We start from the raw sequence: 16,850 nt of genomic DNA, 5'->3' as shown, positions 1-16,850 counted from the left end.
CGGGGTTAGCTCCAGTTCCAGACCGACATTTCCCCGGGGAAGGTAGTTGTTGCACACGTGGGTGGACTTGGCGACAACGCCCTTGTTGTTGCAGAAGATCTTCATGTGATTGGGCCACGCGAACCAAAGCGGATCGCCGTAGACAGCCTCGGAGAACACGCGAGTTTTGCAACATCCAACGCACCTTTCTCAATAGCGCCCGACGGTCGCTAAGACATCGACCTAAACGCCTACTTTCTGCTGCACCCCGCACCAGAAGACACTTCGGCGACATAGGCCCGCTGGTGACGTTGGCGGTTGGTCTATAGGGAAACCATCAAAGACCTCACCGTCGAGCATGAAGTCCTGAAGTCTTGGAGGACAAAGTGAAGCGGCTGCTGCGGAAAGAGGGGTTTGCGGACGGTGGCCTACGATGCGGGCTCATCGGCCTTGCGGCGGTGCGCGGCGAGGAAGTCATCGACGATGCGCTCACAGTCTTGACGATCGATGGCACGCAGCCCGGTGAGTCGGGCAAACGCCACTGGCCCGACGAGTTGACACAGGATGAGCTCCGGGTCGAAATCGTCGAGGTCGGCGCGGGCTTCGGGGCTTTGCAACAGGGCATCGAATGGCTGGCGATACTGGTCGATGATCCGTGTGCGCAGCGCGTGCCGGTCGTGGGTTTCCTGGGTGCCGTTTGGTGTGCGGCCAAGCGCGACCCAGGCCAGGGTGGTGACGTGCAGCGGTGCCTCCTGGAACAGCGTGGCCTGTCGGCTCAACAGTTCGATGAGTTGGTCGCGCAACGATCCCGTCTCCGGTGCAGGGTGGACCTGCGGCAGCAGCCTTTCAAATGTGGCGGCAAGCAGTTGAGTGGAGCTGCTGAAGTGGCGATACAGGGTCGTGCGCGCGACTTTGGAGGCTTTGGTGACCGCGTCGATGGTGACGGCTTCGATGCCGCCGGCGCTCAGGAGTTTGGTGGCCGCATCCAATAGCCGGGTTCGTGAGCGCAACAGGCGCGGGTCGACGTCATCATCGTCGTCGACCGGGAATTCCAGGGTGTCGCGCTCCATGTAGTCACCGTAAACCTCGCGCGTAGCTGGCCGGCACCGAATCGCGGCTGCATCGGTCGATTGATTCGACCCCTAGACGGCTACGCTACTACTAGTAGCGTAGCGATACCACTAGTACACTTGTCTGTAAGGGTCTGTGGGGCGAAGGAGGACGCATGATCGGGCAGCGGGTCGGACGATCCCTGGTTGAGCAGCTCCAGGGCGCGGCCACCACAGGCCGGTTCGTGTGGCGGACGAACGAACTCTGCCGGCGGGCGCGAGGGGGAATCGCACAGACGGGCGGGGCTGGTCGGCGATGAATGTGCCGCTTGGGCTAACCAAGACGCATGTGTGGGCGCGGGGGGTTCGCGATTTCAGGCTGGTCCGCCGCGGTATCACTCGGCGCCTACACCGACAGCCGCCGGTTGATGACCGCGGCCGCGTTCGTCCCCGTCACTACCCTCCTCGCTCCTGCTCCTACTTGGACGACGAGTTGATGAACCGGGAAATGTATGACCACGTGCGCGACGAGCCGATCAGGTTGATCTCCCGGCTGGGATTTCGCCTGCGCCGTTCATGAAGCGGTCACTGTTTCGGAGTCGGTGCATCGTCATTGTCAAACCGCCTGTGCGCAAAGGGATCACGTGTCGCTGTACCGGACATGCTGGACCGTCGACGGCGCGTTGGTCACCGCCTGAAGCGGCTGGTTGCGCGGCGGCGATCAGAGAGCTTCGGACACCGGTGGCGGTTTCGCCGGGCAGGTAGAAGGGTACTGGTAGTACTGTTGCGATACCGTTGATTTCTTTCGAAGTAGCGGGGCGGGGGATGGCAGACAACGGGTGGGTCTCTTCGGGCGTGGCGACCTTGAGTCGCCCTGTTCGGGAGCGACTTCAAAAGGTTGCGGCCGGTGAGGGCGCGTACAGCGATCGGCTAGCGCGCTTGGCGGGTTTCAGTATCCGACATAAGGTGCTGATCATCGGCATGTGGGTGGTGAGCGCCGCTGCCCTGGCGGTGCTGTTCCCGCAGCTGGAAACCGTTGTTAGACAGCAGTCAGTGAATCTCATACCGCGCGATGCGCCATCGCTTCAGACGGTAGACCGCATGGGCGCGGCCTTCGGCGAGCAGGGATCCAAGACGACGATATTTGTCGCGATGGAGGATCCGGCGGGCCTGACTGCGCCGGTGCGCGGACGCTACAACGCGATGATTTCCCGGTTGCGTGCCGATTCGGAGCATGTGCGCTTGGTTCAAGACTTGTTGGCCGACCCAGTCACCGCAAGCCAGGCAGTCAGCCAAGACGGCAAAGCCTGGTATGTGCCGGTGGGAGTGGCCGGAACGCTGGGCGATCTCAAAGCTGCCGAATCGGTCCAGGCGGTCCGCACGATCGCCGCCCAGGCATTTAGCGGCTCACCCACCGATGTTCGCGTCACCGGGCCCCCGGCCACCTTCCGCGATCAAATCGCTTCGGCCGAAGAGGATTTGGTTGTCATCTCGGTCGCGACAGCAGGCCTGATCGCGATGATTTTGCTGGTCGTGTATCGGTCGGTGTTTACCGCCTTGCTGCCGCTGCTGGTCATCGGCGTGAGCCTGGCGGTGGGGCGCGGAGTGCTATCAGCGTTGGGCGAATCGGGCATGCCGGTGTCGCAGTTCACCATCGCCTTCATGACGGTGATCTTGCTGGGTGCCGGCACCGATTATTCGGTGTTCTTGATCAGTCGATATCACGAGCAGCGACGCCAAAACGTCCCGCCGGATCTGTCGGTGATCAACGCGACCGCCACCATCGGGCGCGTGATTTTGGCTTCGGCCGCCACCGTGGCGTTTGCGTTTCTGGCCATGGTGTTCGCGAAGTTGAGCGTGTTCGCCGCGTTGGGTCCCGCGTGCGCAATCGCCGTCTTTGTCGGATTTGCGGCCACGGTGACTTTATTTCCCCCGGTGTTGGCGCTGGCGGCCAAACGCGGCATCGGTGAACCCAAGGCCGACCGCACACGCCGCTACTGGAACTGGATCGCCGTGGCCGTGGTGCGTCGACCCGTTCCACTGCTGGTCGCCAGTCTGGCCCTGGTGCTAGGCCTGGCGGCCGTCGCGCTGACTATGCACATCAGCTACGACGATCGCCAAGGACAGCCGGCGACCACCGCCAGCAATGAGGGGTATCACCTGCTGGACCGCCACTTTCGCAAGGACGTCATCATCACCGAATTCATGCTGGTTGAATCGCCCACTGATATGCGCACCAGCAAGGCCCTGGCCGACCTGGATGAAATGGCGTCTCGGGTCTCGCAACTGCCTGGTGTCACCAAGGTCTCCGGTGTCACCCGGCCCACGGGCGCACGCCTGGACCAGGCTCAACTGTCGTGGCAAAACGGCCAGATCGGTAACAAGATGGCCGGCGCGGTCGCCAAGGGAGACGCCCATAAGGATGACCTGGCCAAACTCACCCACGGCGCCGACCAACTCGCCGGCGGTCTCGCGCAACTGGACACCACCTTGCGCACCGCGTTGACACCGTTGACCGGGATCCTCACCCAGGCCCAATCCAGTGGATCCCAAGTCCAGCGGTTCCGTCCGCTGCTACAGCAGCTTTCGGCTACCGCCCCGGCCGTCGACCAAGCCATCCGAACCGGTCCGGGACTGCGCCAGCAAGCCGACCAAGCCCAAAACGCAATCGCCGCCATCGACCCGCTCGTCGGTGCGCTCAACACCTCCCCATGGTGTGCGACCACACCGGAATGCGCCCAACTCCGCGACCAGGTGCAGATCCTGGTGACCCTGCGCCATACCGGCTTCTTCAACCAGCTCGCCAACCTCGGCGACCTTTACCAGCCCGGCAGCGACACCGCGGCCGGCACCGTGGCCGACGTCCAAAACGCAATCACGTCGCTGGACAAGGCTTTCGGAGCACTCGGCGACCCTGCCGACCTGGCCGGCAACATCCGCCGCCTCCAAAGCGGCATCAGCCAACTCGCCTCCGGCGCACAGGCCCTCGCCACCGGCGTGCACACCCTGGCCGACAGCAACATCGAAATGCTGTCGGGCATGAGCCAAATCGCCACCCAACTGCAGAATTCCGCACGAACCACCGCCGGCTCAGACAACGCCAGCGGCTTCTACCTTCCCACCAATGCCTTCGAGAACCGCCAATTCGCCGACGTCGCAAAGCATTTCCTGTCGCCCGACGGCAAAACCGCGCGTTTCGCCATCGAATCCAGTTACGACCCCTACAGCAGCGACGCGATGAACCTCGCCCACAAAATCACCGAGATCGCCGATGCCGCACGACCCAACACCTCGCTGGCCAACGCCACGGTGTCGATGGCCGGATTCCCCGCCGTCAACTCCGACATCCAACGCCTGCTTTCCGCCGACTTTCATCAGCTGGCCTTTGCGACCCTCGTCATCGTCGGCCTCATCTTGGTCGTATTGCTGCGCGCCCTGGTCGCCCCGCTCTACCTGTTGGGTACCGTCGTGCTCAACTACGGCGCCGCGCTCGGACTGGGAACCCTCGTCTTTCAATATGGCCTCGGCAAGGAAATCGCCTGGCCCGTACCGCTTCTAGCGTTCATAATCCTGGTGGCCGTCGGCGCCGACTACAACATGCTGCTCATCTCGCGACTACGCGAAGAATCGACCCACAACATTCGCGTCGGCGTCCTGCGAACCGTCGCAAATACCGGCTCAGTCATCACTTCGGCCGGGCTCATCTTCGCCGCCAGCATGTTCGGCCTGATCGTCGGCTCCATCGCGATCATGATCCAAGCCGGGTTCATCATTGGCTGCGGCCTACTTCTGGATACCTTCGTCGTTCGCACGCTCACGGTTCCCGCGATCGCCACACTGCTGCGCGAAGCGAGCTGGTGGCCGCAACGGAAACCCCTGACTCACAACGGCCGACCACATCGGACCACATGACAATTAGCCAGGAGCGCATCCGCACCAGCGACGGGATCACTCTCGTGGCCGACTGCTACCGGCACGCCGCGACTCGCCCCGTCGTGCTGCTCCTCCATGGCGGCGGTCAGAACCGTCACGCGTGGGCCACCACCGCTCGTCGACTCCATTCCCACGGCTACACCGTCGTCGCCTACGACACACGAGGTCACGGCGACAGCGACTGGGACCCGATCGGACAATACGACGTCGAACGGTTCGTATCCGATCTGATCTCGGTACGAGGACACGTCAGCGCCGACAGTCCCCCCGCCGTCGTCGGCGCGTCGCTGGGTGGGCTGATCATCCTCGCTACCCATCTGCTGGCCCCACCCGACCTCTGGGCAGCCGTTGTCCTGGTCGACATCACCCCGCGGATCGAATTTCATGGAGCCCGTCGCGTCGTGTCATTCATGGCCGCCCACCCCGACGGATTCGGCTCACTCAATGACGCCGCCGACATCATCGCCGAATACAACCCCCGGCGCGCGCGACCCGAAAATCTCGACGGCCTGCACAAGGTCCTGCGGCAACGTAGCGACGGACGATGGATCTGGCGCTGGGACCCAGCGTTCATCAGCTCCAACTTCGATGTCCTGCAAGGCAATCTCATGACAGGCAGCGAGGAGTTCGACGCCATCAGCGGATTTCTCGCCGAAGGAGCACGTCGAATCACGGCCCCAACGCTGTTAGTACGCGGCGCACTGTCAGACGTAGTCTCCCAGGAAACCGTCAACGAATTCCTCCAGCTCGTCCCGCACGCCGAAACGACGGACGTCACCGGCACCGGTCACATGGTTGCCGGCGACAACAACGACGCGTTTACCGCCGCGGTCACCGACTTCCTCGACCGCACCACAAGGACCCCGACGTAAGCATCCAGCGAACCTGCACCCGCCCCGGCTGACACGTCGGACACCCATCGAGATGGCTCGATCTATCGTTCGCACGCCTTCGGCGCTTGTGCCGTCCTGTCGCCAGGCGCGCGGCTACTGATGCGCCATGGCCACTGATTGTGTTGCGTCTAAGTCATTCTCGTCAACAGGAAGGTCGTGCCGAATCACCCGGACTCGACCCCGCGGCAGACACGCCATGTAGCCGTGGCACTTGCCATAGAGCTCCCACGAAGTCGCCGCCGCATCCGGGTCGACATCGATGCGGTGGCCGCGGGAGAAACACAGATGCAGCGCACCGTCGTCGTCGCACCAGGCACGCGTGCAGATCGCTCCGGCCAGGTCCAACAGTGGCCGCTCCTCGGCCGAAAGATTGATAGGGTCGATCAACACTTCTTCCTCAGGCCAGCCTGCTGCCGGAGGGAGGGTCAGCCGCATCGGTCGGGAAATCACCAGCTGGTTGTGATCGTCCAGGTCGACTACCAGCCCTTCGTGCAGCGAGACTCGTTGCACGGTGCACTGCTCGATCCATTGCGTGTACATAACCACTCCCTTCGACGCACCAGCGAGTCGCCTACCTATGCTACCGCTAGTAGCGCACCGATACTATTAGTATTGCTATGCGCTCTTGCTCGCGTTCCACGCAGCAAGAATGCGCTGCAGACCTCGATCAATGCGCTCGCGCGCCTCCGCTGCTGTCGCCCGTCCGACGACGAAAGCCATTAGATTGGCCAGCCAGATATCTGCGATGACTCCGGCGATCTGTCGCTCGCAAGCTCCCTGCGTCGGCCCACCAACCGTGCGCGCCAGCATGCTTTCGACGACGTCGGCGGCGTGTTGCACTGTCAAGGCTTCGTCTGTGCCCGCCATAACGAATGCCCGAACCACGGCCTCGGTGAGCTGCAGGTTTTGCTGCCACTCGTCGTGGAGCCGCGCTGTCAACGATCCCAGTCGGTCACTCGGGGAAGCGGCGCACGTGCTCCAGTCGCGTTCCTGATTCACCCGCTCGAACTCACGGGCGAGCAGCGTCACCAGCAGGTCGGTCTTCGACGCGAAATGGTCATACAGTGACCCGACAGTGATGCCAGCTTGCTTGGCCACCGTCTTGAGACGCACGGCCTTGAAACCGCCCGCCGTTGCGACCGCTCGGGCAGCATCGAGGATTGCGGTGCTGCCCCCGGTACCGGTCTCGGAATCTGGCGCCGCGCGGAACGGTACGTCAACCGACACTACGACTTCACTTCGGGGATAGACCTTTCGACGAGGAGGTGGCGGGATGACATTCCTCAAATCCCCCTTCGGGGAAGACGATGTCTTTGCAGACCGTTGGATATGCGTGCAGCCGCAAGCGCAACTGCAAGAGCCGCGAGTGCGGTAAACGGGGCTAGCACGAGCGTACTGGTGACACAGCCATGAGTGGGTACTGAAGCTGTGCCGTCCAGACCGCGGTGCGAAACGCGGACCCGATCGGCGGACGCTTCCGGGCGCACTCGGCAGCGAATACTCATGCGGGTAGCCGCAATTCCCCACGCAACCCACGGCACCCGACGCTGCGACACCGGCAAGGAAATACCCCCAGTACTTTCGGTTTCGCTACGCTACTGTTCGTACCATAGCTCATAATGCAGTTGGAATGTCACATTGACGAAGGTGATGGCATGCCGTCAGCAAACATCCGCTCGTTACGGGACCGACGCCGCGCCGAGTTGATCTCCGAGATCCAGAACACCGCACACCAGCTTTTCGCCGAACGCGGATTCGCTGCCGTGACAACCGAGGACATCGCGGCCGCGGCCGGAATCTCGATCAGTACCTACTTCCGCTACGCACCCACCAAGGAAGACCTGCTTGTCGCACCCGTCCGGCAAACGGTCGCCGAAATCGTTGCGTCCTACCGCGCCCAGCCGTCCGATGCATCAGCAACCGAAACTCTGATGCGTCTGCTTATCGAAACCGCTTGGGACAAAGCAAATCAGAATCTGCAATACTGGCGAGAAGCCATCCGGACCGCCCCCCACCTACTGGGCGAATCGGCGCTGATCAGCGAGAACGATAACCACCGGCTCATCGAACTGGTCGCTACGCATATGGACGTCGACGCGGTGACCGACATCCGCCCCTCGCTGCTGGTCCACACGGGTTTGGCCACTGCACAATTCATACTTCGGCGCTGGCTTAGCACGGACACCAAAACGAGTCCACCGCTCCACATTCAACTGGAACAAGCCTTGAGAATCACACTAGCCGGATTCGACTAATCGCGGACCGCGATGAACCATCGCGCTCGGCGGCAGCCGCGGCCGTTGCCACGTCCACAGCCCGGAGGACCCGGCCGGTAACCCGAAACCCCACACCATATTTGTAACGGCAACCACCGGTGATCAAATGGGCTAACCCTAGTGGGGCAGGCGCAATTGCTAGGTAGAGCCCGCTTTTCGGGTGGCAAGATACTGATTCCAGTCGCGTTTGGCATATGCCGCCCAGCGGGTCGCGGTGACGATATCGATGGCGAGTAGGTCGGCCAGAACTGCGCCCGGTAACTCGGCTGCCATTGTGATGAGGCCGGTGTTGCGACCGCCTCGGATTGTCAGGCCGCTATGTTTGAGTCGCTTGCCGAACACGCCCGAGTTGACTGGGCGGTCTGGTGTTCGTCCGGGAAACAGGAGCCGGTCCGGTGTTGAGGGTTCGGGCAGGGTCGAGCGCCGGGTTGGACGCGGCAGTTGTGCGAGCAGTTGGGCGAGCTTAGGAGGCAGCACCATTTCGTGGTCGCGCAGGGTGAGGTAGGTGTGGCCGTCCTGGGTGTGTATCTGGTTCTGTCGTAACCCGAGTACTCGCATGGTGGTGATTCCGTACAGCAGGATGAGCGCACCACTGGCGCGCACATCGATGTCAATGGTGTTGTCGTTGAGGCATCGGCGGAGTTGCTCGAGGTGCGTGGCTTCGTCGATGAACACCGAGGGCGGGCTGGGTCGGTTGGCCGGCGCGGAGGCGCCGTGGGTGATGCGACGCTGAGTTGTCCAGTGCAGGAAGGGCCGGATCTCTCGGTGTCGCCAGGTGCCGTGGGCCAACCAGTTGTCGATGTCTGCTTGGTCCATGGTGGCGAGGGTGCGTCCCCGGGTCTCGAGCCAAGCGAGGAATTCCAGTGCGACGCACACCTGGCGGCGAATGCGTGCTGCCCCGGTGTCGGCGTCGTCTGAAAACTGACCCCGTGTCCCCGGGTGGTTTCTAGGGGCGGTCGCAACACTTCTCTAGGTTCTGGAGGTTGTGTTGTCATCGTCGCGTCGCGTGAAAAAAGGCCCGGGCCGACGGCCACAGTCCGCCAAGCGTGAGCGATTTACGGAGCTGCGCGCCCGGGGCTGGTCCATCTTGGCGGCGGGTCGTGAAGTCGGTGTGTCCCGTACCGCAGCAAACAATTGGGCAAGGGGGTACAAAACCTATCGGCGTGGCGAGGCCGTGGGATTCGTGCCCGCACTCGATCGTTTGGCTGTGCGCCAGATCAGCGATCGCTATCTATCCGAAGAGGAGCGGATCGGCATCGCCGATCTGCGCCGCACGGGCATGGGTGTTCGGCAGATCGCCACCACGCTTGGCCGGGCACCATCGACCGTATCGAGGGAGTTGCGCCGCAACAGCCGCCGCGACGGCCAGTACCGGCCGTTTGAAGCCCACCGCTGGGCGGTTCAGCGCAGAGCGCGTCGTCACCAGCGGCGGGTCGACAAGAATCCCGCCCTGTGTGACCTGATCGCCGAGCTCCTCGCTCAACGGTGGAGCCCGCAGCAGATCGCCCGACACTTGCGGCGCGAATACCCCGAGGACCGATTGATGTGGTTGTGCCACGAAAGCATCTACCGGGCTGTGTACCAACCCCATTCGCGCTTGATACGGCCGCCACAGGTCAGGTCGTCACACCGGGGTCCGTTGCGCACTGGCAGGACCCATCGCCGCGCGCACCAGCGGCCGGGTCGGCGGCGTCCGAGGTTCGCCCAGCCGATGTTGTCGATCCATCAGCGGCCATTCGCTCCCGCCGACCGCAGCCAGCCGGGGCATTGGGAAGGTGACCTCATCGTCGGCAAGAACCAGCGCTCGGCGATCGGGACCCTGGTCGAGCGCCAGACCCGCCTGATTCGGCTGATGCACCTTCCCACCCGTGACGCCGACTCCCTGCGTATCGCGATCGCCACGACCATGGGTGGCCTGCCATCGAACTTGATCCGATCGATCACCTGGGATCAGGGCATCGAAATGGCCCGACACACCGACATCACCGCAGACCTCGGCGTGCCGGTCTACTTTTGCGACTCCCGCTCGCCGTGGCAGCGCGGCAGCAACGAGAACGCGAACGGGCTGCTACGCCAATATTTCCCCAAGGGCACCAGCCTAAGCACCTACACACCCGACCATCTGCGCGCTGTCGAATACGAGATCAATAACCGCCCCCGCCACACCCTCGAAGACCGCAGTCCCGCCGAACTTTTCACCGCGCTGCTAACCTCACCAGACCATCAACTGTTGCGACGTTGACTAGAAGCCACCCCGCCGTTGACACCCGGGATTGCTTAGTGGTTGTTTGGCTCGGCGGGCTCGGTGCAGGAGGTACCAGATGGTGTAGCTGCGGACCAGCCGTGCGTGTTCGGCGGGATAGTTGGCTAGGTGGCGATCCACCCATGGCTCGATACGTTCGAGGTATTCGTTACGCGGCGTCAATACTGCTGTGCGAACGAGGATTTCACGTACGTAGTTGACATGCCCACCGGGTGGGAGCTGATCGAGTGCGTGGTGAGTGATGGTCTGTCCGGTGCGCGCCAGATTCATGAGGAGCTCCGCGGCGGCGCTCTTGCCGAGCCAGACGGCGACGCTGCGTGGATCATTGGCGTTGGCAAGAGCGTCCGCCAGTGGCTTCAGTTGCGCCGGTATCTGGCCATCCGGCCCGGCTAAGGCGTTGTGCAGTAATTCGGCGGTGTGGCAGCGGCTACATCGATTATGCGCGCGAATACCCGGTTGACCGCAATTGGCGCAGCGGTAGTCGAGCGTGGAGCCAGAACATGGCCCGCAGATTTGGCGCTCGTCGGGGTCAAATCCGATCAGCACCGCCTGCTGGCCGCACGCCGCGCATGGTGACGGGTACATCTTCGCCTTGCGCACGCACGGTGTGCAGACAGGCCCCGCTGGCCAATGGCGGGCTACAACGCGCCGTTGTCGGCAGAACGCGCAGGTGGATTTCGAGTGTGGTGAACGTATCCCGGAATAGGTCCTCGTTGTGATGGCGCGGCAGGTGCCGCACAAGTGCGGGCCGAGGACGCTGCTGCTTTGGCGGCGCCGGGTGGCTCCGCATAATCCGCATACCCACACGGTGCTGGCTTTGGCGTAGCAGTTCGTGCAGATGCGTCCTTCCGATGCCACGTACGGGGCGCGGCGCCGTTGTCCGCATCCCGAGCAGGTGTATAGGCGCGGTGGCGCGCACGTGGGACACAGCACGCCGCCGTCGACGAGTCGACGTGCCCGGGGACGGAGGCGTCCGCAGATGCTACATTCCTTGCGCGACAACGGGTCGCGGCTGTAACAGTTCGTGCACACGGGTCCGTCGGGAAGATTGACGCGTCTGCTGACAGAGGTCTTTGCGCATCGCGCGCACGTGAACGATCGATCGAGATCTCTGCAGCGACCACAAATGCGGCCGGTCGGACCGATCGCGGTCAGAGACACGCGCTGTTGACAATTCGTACAGGCCGGCGGCTTCACCGACGCGTGGCCATCAGCCACCAGTACGTGCGTCAAGCGCATAAGCCCCCGCGGGCAGGACGCGTCCGGGTTGAGCACTCCGTCGCCATGAGCGGCCAGGTACGCGTCGACCTGATTGAGCGTTTTCGGCCGGTCGACACGAGCAGCTTTCAGGAGGCGGTCGGCATCTGCAAGCGATAGGTCGCCAAGAGCGCGGACTACGTGAGCGCGGACTCGATCCCACGCGTCGGGCCTGAAGTTCGCCGATCCTCTCATGAGCTGCGGTCAGGTCGACGCACAGTCGTGCGCCGCACCTTCGGCACCTCCCGCGGTGAGTCCCCGGCCGCCTTCTTCACCGATTGATTGACGGCTTCGATTTCGATCAGGTCGTTGGGCGAGCATTCCAAGATGTCGCACAACGCTGCCAGCACGTCCATTGAGAGCCGTTGGGGAGGCGCAGTGACCAGGCGAAACACTTGCTCTCGCGACAGGACCACGCCACGTTCGGCCAACAGCGGAACCAGATCAGTCGTCTGGTACAGCTCCCGTTGCGCCATCAGCGCCCGCAGCCGCCACTGATAACCCATCTTCTTGATCACGGTTGATCCTCCCCGACGGCAATGCCGCGTTTGGTGAGCGCTTCACGGAGCAAACGGTTGCGGTACTCGTCAGACGTGGCTATAGATCGACGTGGTGCTCGCATAGGAATGTCCGACTTGGTGTTGAATTATCTTGAGCCGCTGGCCTATTCGGGGCTTTGACCTGCGGTGTTTCGTTGTGGACGTTGTCGTCGACGTTTGAGGTGGGGTCATGGGGGAGGCCTTTCAGCAGGGACCGATCGTTATCGAGCTGAGACGTTTCCGGGGGGTGCGGGTTGACGTGGTTTCGGATGCGGTGCGCTGCTGGCCGAGTGCTCGGGCGAGTTGGTCTCGGAGCGTGCGGTTCTCCTCGGCCAATTTCCGGTTGCGCTGGTTGGCGGCTTCGAGCCTGCGTAGCAGTGAGGCGTCCGAGGTTCGTTGCCGCGCGGGGACCGGTGTCGCGGGTGCTCGACGGTGGGCAGCGCGAAGCCGTTCGATCTCAGCTCGGACGTCGGATTGCGCGTAGAGCCAGGACCGAGACACCGCCGCTGCTTGAGCCACGGCCTCGAAGGTGACCGGGCGCCCTTCGGCGTCGAGGGTCCTCAATGCCTGGATCGCCTTGGCTCGGGTGAGTTCGTGGCGTTGTCGGGCGGCGACGATGAGGTGCCGGGTGTTGTCAGCCCGCATCAGCAGAATCCAATTCCTCTGAACCGGAGTCGGTTTCGAGTGTGGTGATGATGGTGTCGAGGTTTCCCAGGACTTGTTGGTTCATCTCGACGAGGCGTAACTGACCGCGCGCCTCGGCAGCGGAGATGATCTGCAGGACTTGCTGACGGTGTTCGTGGTGTTGCGGCAGGAACTCGGGCGTAGTCACGAACATCGGACATGTCAGACAAGCATTGGCATGCGGGCAGGTCTTTTGAACTGGCAGCCCGCAGAAGCCGTTGGGCAATGCTTGGGTCACGCGCCCGAGCCGTTGCTTGGCCCAGTTCGCTTCGGCCAGTGGGCCGTCGGGGTCGATCGCAACGGTTTGGCCCCTGGCATCGACCTTGCGGGCGGACTCCCAGTGCCGGCGGACGGTGGTGTCGTGAAGGCGGGCGTAGTGAGCTGTCATCTCACCGCTGGAGTGATCGAGTAACACCCGTACGACTTCTTGCGGCACGTCCCGGTTGATCAACCGTGTTCCAAAGGTGTGCCGCCATTGGTGCGGAGTCAGATGCACTGGACGGCCGTGCTCGTCGCGGATCTCGCAGCGCGCCAGCCAGTCCCGTAGCTGGCCGCGGTAGGAGGGCGTAGTCAGCGGCCGGCGGCCGTCTGGGTTCATCTTCGGAGCGGCGAACAGCCAGGGGCTGCCGTTGGTCCAGCGGCGCAGGATCCGCTGTTGTTGCTCGGCGATGGCCTGCTCGACTTCCTCGTCGATCGGGACGAGAGCTTCGCGTTTCATCTTGCCGTTGGTGTAGCGCAGATAGGGAGCTCCGTCGCCGCCACGGATGACGCAGTCGAAGGCGATCTTGGTGGCGTCACCGACGCGCAGTCCGCAGCGCATCAGGATGATCGTGAGCAGCCGACTCTCGGGGTTGTTCCATCCGTCGAGGTTCGCGGGCTGTTCGACCTGGGCCATGATGTGCTCGGCCAGCCCGCGGGGCAGGCGTTTCGCGGGTTTGGGGAAGTCGTCGGGATAGAACGCGGCACTCGCGGGCAGGTCGTGGTCCCACTCGTGGCGGCGGATCGCGTCGAGGAACGCACCGAGCGAGCTGATGTCGCGGCTGCGGGAGTGCAGTGCCCGGGGGTCGGTGGACAGGTCGGCCAGGTAGCGCTCCAATACCGCGCGGTTGATGCCGGCCAGGCTGGTGATGTCGACCGGCGGGGACGCCAAGAAGCCGGCCAAACGCGTCACCGCCTGGACGTCGATGTAGGTCTGGTTGGGGCTGCGTCCGATGCTTAACCGCCAGCGGGCGAACCGCTTGGCCAGATCCCGCAGCCACGGTTGCGCAATGCCGTCGAAGCGCAGCCGCTTGCGGCCCTCGACGCCGAGCCGGTGCAGCTCCCACACGTCGCGCGGGAACTCGGCCTCCCACCCGCTGCCGCAGTGCAGGTCCTCCAGACAGCGATAGGCGTAACGCAGAAACGCCAGCTGTCCGTTCTGGCCGTGTTGCGCAGCGTGGTTGGCGTCGAAGAACTCGATCCAACGTGCCATCGGCCAGTCCAGCAGCGAGGCCACCCCACTGGCGGCCGTGAGTGCGATGACAGGACGCGCGACGGCAGCGGGAGTCTTGACCTGGCGTTCATCGTGCCGGCACTGCAGCGCGTACTGCATCTCCAATTTGAGCTGTCGGCGATCACCGAACGGTCGGAAGTCGAACCGGTCGTCGCCATAGGACTCGCAGAGCACGATGAACTCGTCGATGTCGGGACATCCCACCGCTGCCCATCGGGACCGATGATTGACGCAGAACGGCGACCGTCCCTGCGTCCATAGCGTGCAATAGGACAACGCGCAGACGGGATGATCGGGATCATCCACCGGAGCAACGGCAGCCAGCCATACGTCTCGGTCGGCGATGCCGGACCGTTCCCAAAACCCTTGGTGGCGTGGGCATAAACCCCGGCGAGCACCTCCGTACCGGCAGCCCTGGACGGCGCAGACCGTGAGCTCTTTGCGCCCGAGCCCTTCCGGTGCTGCAGTCGTGGCGAACACGTCGATGTCCGGGCGGCCTTCTTGCTGCCAACCGACGTAGTGGCCTTTGCAGAGCCCGCGGGTGCGCGGTTGGCGCACGCAGCCCGGCACCCGGCACGGCGCGGTGTCGAACACCAGCGCACCACGCTCGGGAACGAGGATGTCCACCCGGAACTCCGGTCGAACCGCGGCCACCAGCTTGCGCAGCAAGCCCGGAGCCGCAGCCGACGGTAGCGGCGGGACTGCCGCGGTCACCACTGCACCTCCTGCCCGGTCAGGAAGCCGGCCGCCTCCAGAGCCCGGCGGGCGTCCTCGACGGACAGATGCCCGTAAATGTCCATCGTGGTCGCGATCGAGGAGTGTCCCAGCAGCGTGCTGACGACCTCGATCGGGGTGTTCTGGCGGAGCAAACGCGTGGCGTAGGTGTGCCGATACCAGTGGGGATCGAAGTCGATGCCGGTGCTCCGGCGCAGCCGCAACACCAGGTCGTAGACCGCGGGATAGCCCCACGGGTGCCCGAACGGTTCGCCCCAGAGGTTGACGAACACGTAGTCGGAGTCCAGATCGCCGTATTCGTCGTGCAGGTAGTCGGCGTAGAGGCGGATGAGCTGCGGGCTGATCGGGATGGTGCGCGGTGTCGCCGACTTGGCGCGCGCCCTGTTGTCGTTGGATCGCGGCGCGACCGTCAACTCACCCTCGGCAGCGGCCACGTCCTCGTGACGCAGACCTAGCGCTTCACCAATCCGAATCCCTGTGTCCCACAACAACGCCCACAACAAGCGATCCCGCAGGTGGATGCAGGCATCTAGGATCGCCTGCACCTGACCGGCGGTCAGAATGGTCGGATGCTGACGCGGGGTCCGGAGCTTGATCGTGCGCCGCCGCTCCGGCTGGCCGCTGCTCAGGTGGTAGAGGAACGGCTTCCATCCCGAGCGCCGGCGCCGACCTGGGTGCAGTTCAGTGACCAAGTCGCCGAGGTCGACTCCGTGCCGGGCGTGAAACGTGTAGAGGCCGCTGATCGCCGCCAGCTTCCGGTTGACGGTTCCCGCAGAGCAGTGATGCTCAGCCGAGGGCAACAGCACCACTGCGCCAGCCCGGCCAGCCGGCGGCAGCCGCAGCCAGGACACGAACTCCCCGAGATCCTCCAATCGGACCTCGCGCCAGTTCAGGCTGCGAGCGTCGAGGAAGACGAACCAGTCCTTCAGGTCGTGCGCATAGGCCTTGACCGTGTTCGGGGACCGCTCGATGTCGGTCAGATAGGCCAGGTAGCGCTCGATTGGCTCCACCGAGCCGCCTCCGTCGCCGAGGACCGTCCAGGATTCAAGCGACGAAGTGGGCATCAGTACCCGTTGCACAAGCATCAAACCTCCGTGGAATCTGCGTGATGGACCGCTGCAGATAACCACCTCCGCCACGAAGATCGCCGCCAACGCCACGTGCGTGTTGCACGTCGTGGACACCCCTGTGCGGGCTCGAGAGAACTTGCACGAAGCGCTCCGGGTAATCGAATTCGGTCAGGTGTGTGACGTAGGGTCTGGCGCAGCGAATGCAGGTCCAGCTCCTGCGGCAACCCCGCGGCGTCACGCGCAGCCACAAAGGCCTCGTTCGCGGCGCGTCTGGAGAGACGGCCGCAACGTTCGGTGACCCATAACGCCGGATGCCGGCCCGCTCGAAAGCATGGACGAACCTCCTCCAGGTAGGACTCGAAAACCTGGACAATCCAGTCCATTTCCGGCACCGTCAGCACGACGCGTCGCTTCGGCGAACTACCGCGGGACGCTTTTCCGAATCGGACGAATACGCCGCCAAAACGCCCGTAGGACGGTAGCTTTGGATTCGATCTCAGATCCACCAGGTCTAGCCCCACCGCCTCTTGGCGCCGCAAGCCTTCTCCGGGGGTCTGCGACCTGTTGCATGACGTCGCTCGTAGTGGGTGATCTGGTGGGCGGTGCGGCGTTTCTCCGTGGGTGTGGTGCTCGTGGCTGGTAGTCGTTTCTGACTGTCGACTTGAAAGCGAGGGCCCATG

At 63.7% G+C, this 16,850-nt stretch carries 13 protein-coding genes and 2 pseudogenes; 4 read left to right on the top strand and 11 right to left on the bottom strand.

The window, feature by feature from the left end; genetic code table 11:
• Positions 1–5 precede the first annotated feature (5 nt).
• Positions 6–162, bottom strand: a pseudogene (locus AC0KTM_RS00555) (DUF5078 domain-containing protein); the annotation flags it as partial.
• A gap of 245 nt (positions 163–407) precedes the next feature.
• Positions 408–1,049 carry a TetR/AcrR family transcriptional regulator gene (locus AC0KTM_RS00550; RefSeq protein ID WP_007172204.1) on the bottom strand — a complete coding sequence of 214 codons (642 nt, stop codon included), beginning with the start codon at positions 1,047–1,049 and terminating at the stop codon, positions 408–410.
• 804 nt (positions 1,050–1,853) lie between these two features.
• Between AC0KTM_RS00550 and AC0KTM_RS00545 the strand changes: the two genes are divergently transcribed.
• Positions 1,854–4,940 (top strand): MMPL/RND family transporter, encoded by a 3,087-nt coding sequence (locus tag AC0KTM_RS00545; RefSeq protein WP_007172203.1) that lies wholly within the window; start codon positions 1,854–1,856, stop codon positions 4,938–4,940.
• Positions 4,937–5,833, top strand: coding sequence for an alpha/beta fold hydrolase (locus AC0KTM_RS00540; RefSeq protein ID WP_033717417.1), 897 nt, complete (start codon positions 4,937–4,939; stop codon positions 5,831–5,833). The genes AC0KTM_RS00545 and AC0KTM_RS00540 overlap by 4 nt, the downstream gene beginning before the upstream one ends.
• Before the next feature lie 114 nt (positions 5,834–5,947).
• Here the strand turns inward: AC0KTM_RS00540 and AC0KTM_RS00535 are convergent, their stop codons facing one another.
• Both AC0KTM_RS00535 and AC0KTM_RS00530 read right to left on the bottom strand, forming a co-directional pair.
• Entirely contained in the window at positions 5,948–6,394 is a 447-nt protein-coding gene (locus tag AC0KTM_RS00535; protein ID WP_007172201.1) for a DUF6188 family protein, read from the bottom strand.
• Between the two features lie 75 nt (positions 6,395–6,469).
• The gene (locus AC0KTM_RS00530; RefSeq protein ID WP_007172200.1) at positions 6,470–7,081 is read right to left on the bottom strand and encodes a TetR/AcrR family transcriptional regulator; all 612 of its coding nucleotides are present in this window, start codon (positions 7,079–7,081) and stop codon (positions 6,470–6,472) included.
• A gap of 428 nt (positions 7,082–7,509) precedes the next feature.
• Here AC0KTM_RS00530 and AC0KTM_RS00525 point away from each other — a divergent pair, with 428 nt between their 5' ends.
• A complete protein-coding gene (locus tag AC0KTM_RS00525; protein ID WP_033717415.1) occupies positions 7,510–8,109 on the top strand; it encodes a TetR family transcriptional regulator in 600 nt (199 codons plus the stop codon).
• A 159-nt stretch (positions 8,110–8,268) separates the two neighbouring features.
• Here the strand turns inward: AC0KTM_RS00525 and AC0KTM_RS00520 are convergent, their stop codons facing one another.
• Positions 8,269–8,805 (bottom strand): hypothetical protein, encoded by a 537-nt coding sequence (locus AC0KTM_RS00520; RefSeq protein ID WP_179299263.1) that lies wholly within the window; start codon positions 8,803–8,805, stop codon positions 8,269–8,271.
• Between the two features lie 310 nt (positions 8,806–9,115).
• On the opposite strand from AC0KTM_RS00520, the gene AC0KTM_RS00515 reads away from it, so the two are divergent.
• Positions 9,116–10,372, top strand: a complete 1,257-nt coding sequence (locus AC0KTM_RS00515; protein WP_420492635.1) for an IS30 family transposase — start codon at positions 9,116–9,118, stop codon at positions 10,370–10,372.
• On the opposite strand, the gene AC0KTM_RS00510 is transcribed toward AC0KTM_RS00515, so the two are convergent.
• From AC0KTM_RS00510 to AC0KTM_RS00485, 6 genes and pseudogenes are all read right to left on the bottom strand, one after another.
• Positions 10,373–10,993: a hypothetical protein gene (locus AC0KTM_RS00510; protein ID WP_007172196.1), complete on the bottom strand. Its 621-nt coding sequence runs from the start codon at positions 10,991–10,993 to the stop codon at positions 10,373–10,375.
• An 848-nt stretch (positions 10,994–11,841) separates the two neighbouring features.
• Positions 11,842–12,168, bottom strand: a complete 327-nt coding sequence (locus tag AC0KTM_RS00505) for a helix-turn-helix domain-containing protein (protein ID WP_007172195.1) — start codon at positions 12,166–12,168, stop codon at positions 11,842–11,844.
• A gap of 225 nt (positions 12,169–12,393) precedes the next feature.
• Positions 12,394–12,834, bottom strand: coding sequence for a DUF6262 family protein (locus AC0KTM_RS00500; protein WP_007172194.1), 441 nt, complete (start codon positions 12,832–12,834; stop codon positions 12,394–12,396).
• Entirely contained in the window at positions 12,824–15,079 is a 2,256-nt protein-coding gene (locus tag AC0KTM_RS00495) for a tyrosine-type recombinase/integrase (protein WP_007172193.1), read from the bottom strand. The genes AC0KTM_RS00500 and AC0KTM_RS00495 overlap by 11 nt, the downstream gene beginning before the upstream one ends.
• Positions 15,076–16,185, bottom strand: coding sequence for a tyrosine-type recombinase/integrase (locus tag AC0KTM_RS00490; RefSeq protein WP_007172192.1), 1,110 nt, complete (start codon positions 16,183–16,185; stop codon positions 15,076–15,078). Before AC0KTM_RS00490 ends, AC0KTM_RS00495 begins: the two co-directional genes overlap by 4 nt.
• A pseudogene (locus tag AC0KTM_RS00485) lies at positions 16,145–16,712 on the bottom strand (tyrosine-type recombinase/integrase); the annotation flags it as partial. The pseudogene AC0KTM_RS00485 and the gene AC0KTM_RS00490, both read right to left, overlap by 41 nt.
• Between the last annotated feature and the right edge of the window lie 138 nt (positions 16,713–16,850).

The sequence above is a fragment of the Mycobacterium sp. NTMscope_Eco_3 genome (genome assembly GCF_976985685.1).
The sequence above is the reverse complement of the archived record's forward strand: the minus strand, read 5'-3'. Positions and strand labels throughout refer to the sequence as shown.